This window comes from Ideonella sp. P3_A4, assembly GCF_056403075.1.
In genome coordinates this window covers 1-4911 of sequence record NZ_JBFUGE010000452.1, presented here as the reverse complement: position 1 = coordinate 4911, position 4911 = coordinate 1, and the positions used below count along the sequence as shown (strand labels likewise).

Sequence of the window (4911 nt, the reverse complement as noted above, 5' to 3'; positions counted from 1 at the left end):
ATGCCGATGTGATCGAGCGCACCGCCGAGGGCGTGGTCGCCGAAGGCGGCGCCGCGCCGGAAGGCGAACGTGGCGAGGGCGAGGCCCGCCGTCGTCGTCGTCGCCGTGGCCGCGGTGGCCGTGAAGAGGCCCGCGATGGCCAACGCGCTGAAGGCGCCGAAGGCGATGCCGACGCGCCGGGCACCGAAGGCGACACCGCCGCCGATGTCAGCGACGAGCAACCGACCGCCGTGCCGGCCGTGGCCGAAGCCGCCGAAGGCGAACGCCGCGAGCCGCGTGAACCGCGCCAGCGTCGTGAACGCGGTGAGCGTGGGGAACGTGGAGAACGTGGTGAGCGCGCAGAGCGTGGTGAACCCAGCGAGCGTGCTGAGCGGGCAGACCGTGGCACCGAACTGAACGCCGATCCGATCGCCGCGGCACGCGCCGCAACGGCGGTCACCGAGCAGGCCGTCAGCGTGGAGGCTGTGGCACCGCCGCCGCCGGCCCCCGCGCCGACACCGGCATCGGCACGCGTCGAGCCTTATGTGCTGGCCCTGGACGAGTTGCAGCGCATTGCCGACACCGCCGGCCTGACCTGGGTCAACTCCGACACCGACAAGATCCGCGCCGCGCAGGACGCGATGGCCGCCGAGCCGCCGCCGGTGCATGTGCCGCGCGAACGGCCGCCGGTGGCCGTGGTCGACGAAGGCCCGCTGGTGCTGGTCGAGACCCGCAAGGACCTGAGCCAGCTGACGCTGCCGTTCGACCCGCATCGCGGCCAGCCCAGCTGAGCGGGCTCGCCCCATGAGAAACGCCACCCTCGGGTGGCGTTTTTTTTGGGGCCGATCGACGGTGCGGCTACATCACCGCGGGTGACCGCCCCGCCGGCACGCAGCGTCCGGCTTCACAGCGTGCGCCGGGGTCGTTGACCATCGAGCAGTCCGACACCCGGCCCGACTGTTCGGCCTCCTGCTTGCGCGCCTGCGTGTAGGCGTCGGCCAGTTCCCGCAGCTTCTTGCCGTCATTGGCCGCACTGGACCAGACGGCATAGGTCTCCGGGCCACCGCAGGCCTTGTGGCCGATCGCCATCGTGTGGCACTGGTCGTTGGCGCTGCAGGCCGCGTCGCCGATCTGCTCGCGGATCTGGCGCGACAGCGCGCTGGTGTCGGCTGGGGCGGTCTTGGCTGGCGGAGGCGCCGCGCAGGCCACCTGCAGCACGCCCAACGCGCAGGCCGCCAGCAGGCCGGGCCTGCCCCACGGAATCTTCTTCATGCGCTCTCCTTTGAATTAGGGGGGGAAGTGTGGCACCGAGTCTGACCGGGCCAGTTTCCACGGGTTCCCACGGTAGGGGCTGAAAAACACGCTGCCTAGACTGCCCCGCACTGGCGTGATGCCTGCAGGGGTGCTGCGCCAGGTCCGCGCTCTTGCAGTGACCCGCAAGGCGCTGCCGAACCGGCAGTGCCCTGCCCGCGGGCCTTGCTTTTCTCTCCAACCGATGAGGAATTCGAGATGGCTTCACCCTTCACAAGAGGTCCGATCGCATTGGCCTGTGGCCTGGCGATGGCGGCCGGCGCGGCACAAGCCGCCGGCGCTGCGGCCCACCCGTACATCGTTCAACTGGCCGATGCGCCAGCCGCGTCCTACCGCGGCGGCGTGCCCGGATTGGCCGCGACGCAGGTCGCCGAAGGCCTGCGCCTGAACGCGCGCGCACCGCAGGTGCAGGCCTATGTGGCGCACCTGGACAAGCAACAGCGCGCCGCGCTGGCCAAGGTCAACGGGCCGGTCAAGCTGCTGCATCGCTACCACTACAGCTTCAACGGCTTCTCGGCCCTGCTGAGCGACGCGCAGGCGCGCCAGTTGGCGCTGACACCCGGCGTGCTGGCCGTCACGCTGGACACGCCACGTGAGCTGAACACCAACTACACGCCGCACTTCCTCGGGCTCGACCTGCCCGGCGGCGTCTGGTCGCAAGACCGCAAGGGCACGCTGATCAAGGGCGAAGACGTCGTGATCGGCATCGTCGATGGCGGCTTCCAGCCCGAGAACGCCTCGTTCTACGACCAGGTCGATGCCAACGGCAAGCCGGTCAAGACCGGCGGCACCTTGGCCTACGGCGCGGCACCGGCCGGCTGGAGCGGCAGCTGCGTCGCCGCACCCGGCTTCGACCCGGCCAAGCACTGCAACAACAAGGTCATCGGCGCGAAGGCGTTCGACGCGGTCTTCAAGTCCACCGGCCTGCCAGTCGCCTGGTACGAATTCCCCGGCGCGCCGCGCGACGTGACCGGCCACGGCAGCCACACCTCGTCGACCGCTGGTGGCAATGCGAACGCCGAAGCGATCTCGCACACGCAGAACATCGGCCCGATTTCGGGCATGGCACCGCGCGCGCGGCTGGCCGCTTACAAGGTCTGCTGGAGCTGGTTCAACGCCGGCACCGGCGCATTCCAGAACAACTGCTGGACCGGCGACTCGGTGGCCGCGATCGACCAGGCCGTGGCCGACGGCGTCGATGTCATCAACTTCTCGATCAGCGGCTCGCAGACCAGCCTGCTCGACCCGGTCGAAGTCGCGTTCCTCAATGCGGCGACCGCCGGCGTGTTCGTCTCGGCCTCGGCCGGCAACTCAGGCCCCGGCACCGCCGTGGCCCACAACAGCCCGTGGCTGACCACGGTGGCGGCGTCGACGCACGACCGCTTCTTCAAGGCCGACACCACCTTCGGCGACGGCAGCGTCTACAACGGCGCGTCGCAATCGAAGGGACTGCCCGCCACCGCGATGATTCTGTCGACTGACGCCATCGCACCGGGCAAGACCAGTGAAGACGCCCGCCTGTGCTTCGTTGGCGGGCTGGACCCGGCCAAGGTGGCCGGCAAGGTCGTCGCCTGCGACCGCGGCACCTCGGCCCGCACCGACAAGAGCCTGGCCGTGCTGCAGGCCGGCGGCGTCGGCATGGTGCTGACGAATGCGCCGGCCGGCTTGCCCGGCGGCGGCTCGGACACGTTGAACGACGACGCCCATTGGCTGCCGACCGTGCACCTGCCGATCGCCAACCGCGACGCAGTACGTGCCTACGCCGCGCTGCCCGGCGCCACTGCGGCGATGGGTGTCGCGGGGCAAGCCCCGGGCGTCATCGCTCCGGTGATGGCCAGCTTCTCGTCACGCGGGCCCAACATGGCCACGCCGACCGTGATGAAGCCCGACATCACCGCGCCTGGTGTCGCCGTGCTGGCCGCCTACGCCGTGACGCAGCCGGACCAGGCCTACCACGACGGCGTGATCGCAGGCACCGTGGTGCCCGACACCATTGCCGAATACCTGCAAGGCACGTCGATGTCCAGCCCGCACATCGCGGGCCTGGCCGCGCTGCTGAAGCAGAAACACCCGAACTACTGGGGCCCGGCGTCGATCAAGTCGGCGCTGATGACCAGTGCCGGCCCGGTCAAGTTGGCCGACGGCACGCCGGACACCGCCTTCATCGGCTACGGCGCCGGCCACGTCAACCCGAACGGCTCGAGTGACCCGGGGCTGCTGTACCAGATCGACCCGACCGACTACTGGCGCTACCTCTGCGGCCAGGGCCTGCTGGCGGCCGACTCGGCCACCTGCCAGTCGCTCGGCTCGATCGACGCGGCCGACCTGAACCTGGCATCGTTCAGTGCCGACGTGCCCGGCACGGTGACCTTCCACCGCACGGTGCGCAACCTGACCGGCGACGCCGCCACCTTCAACGCCAGCATCAACGTGGCCGGCTTCAATGCCAGCGTCAGCCCGCCCAGCCTGGCGCTGGAAAAAGGCCAGAAGGGCCGCTTCACTGTCACGCTGACCGGCAATGGCGCGGCGCAAGGCGCGTGGAACCAGGGCACCCTGGTCTGGAGCGACGGCACGCACAACGTGCGCAGCCCGATCATGGCGCGGCTGACCAACTTCGCCGGCCCCGGCAGCCTGGTCAGCACCAAGGCCGAGGACACGCTGCGGGCCAGCTACCAGTTCGGCTATGCGGGTGACCTGAGCTCCCAAAGCGGCGGGCTGATGCCGGCCACGCGCACCGATGGCGTGGTCACCAAGTCGGCCAACTCGAATGGCGACGCGGCTTGCCGCGCCAATGAAGCGGGCACCAAGACCTTCAGCTTCAACGTCGCGGCCGGCACGCTGGCGGCCCGCTTTGCGCTGTACGACGCCGACACCTCGGGCCATGGCGCCGACGACCTCGACCTGTTCGTCTACGACCAGGGCGGCAACCTGGTGGCGTCCAGTGCGGGCGGGTCGGCCGAAGAGATGGTGACGCTGCGCATGCCGGCGGGTGGCAGCTACAGCGCCTGCGTGCACGGCTTTGCGCCGGCCGACGGCGTGAGCACGGCCTTCACTCTGTCGTCGTGGCTGGTCTGGCCCAGCGCTGGCCCCGTGCCGCTGCACGTGCGTGGCCTGCCCACCAGCGTGGCCGTGGGCGACACGGTCAAGACCAAGTTCGGCTGGCACGGCGCGTCCGCGGGCGTGCGCTACCTGGGTGCGCTGCGGCTGGTGCAAGGGGCCGACCCCAACACCGGCACCACGCTCGGCGTGACGCTGGTGTCGGTCGAGCCTGGCGTGCCGCAGGGCGTAGCCGGTCTGGCGAGCGTCAAGAAGTCGGCGCTGGTCGGCCGGCGTTAAGGCATCAAGGTCAGCGGGGCGGGATTTCTCAACTTTTCCCGCCCCCTAGCCGCTTTCCTGGGGCTCCTGCGGGGGCCTTTGTTTTGGCTCTTTGCGCATTGCCTATGGATGAGCGAATCGGCCGAGGGAGAGGCTGAGGAGCTGCTCCGGAGGTAGGTGGCGCGGCGCGCAGCGGTCAACAGCCCTGAACCAACCCAGGTAGTGGTGCAGGTAGGTGGTAGCCACACCGCGAAAGCGGCGCAGCCAGCCCTTGAGCCGTGAGTGGTAGGCGTTGACGTTCTGGAT

At 70.0% G+C, this 4911-nt stretch carries 2 protein-coding genes and 2 pseudogenes; 2 read left to right on the top strand and 2 right to left on the bottom strand.

The features are described 5' to 3' along the window. Positions 1 to 770 (top strand): annotated as a pseudogene (locus AC1DYI_RS26555) (Rne/Rng family ribonuclease); the annotation flags it as partial. Between the two features lie 67 nt (positions 771 to 837). Here the strand turns inward: AC1DYI_RS26555 and AC1DYI_RS26550 are convergent. After that, entirely contained in the window at positions 838 to 1251 is a 414-nt protein-coding gene (locus AC1DYI_RS26550; protein ID WP_477207127.1) for a hypothetical protein, read from the bottom strand. 237 nt (positions 1252 to 1488) lie between these two features. Between AC1DYI_RS26550 and AC1DYI_RS26545 the strand changes: the two genes are divergently transcribed. Continuing rightward, the gene (locus AC1DYI_RS26545; RefSeq protein WP_477207126.1) at positions 1489 to 4626 is read left to right on the top strand and encodes a S8 family serine peptidase; all 3138 of its coding nucleotides are present in this window, start codon (positions 1489 to 1491) and stop codon (positions 4624 to 4626) included. Between the two features lie 102 nt (positions 4627 to 4728). Here the strand turns inward: AC1DYI_RS26545 and AC1DYI_RS26540 are convergent. Then, positions 4729 to 4911: pseudogene (locus tag AC1DYI_RS26540) on the bottom strand (IS1595-like element ISBeb2 family transposase); the annotation flags it as partial.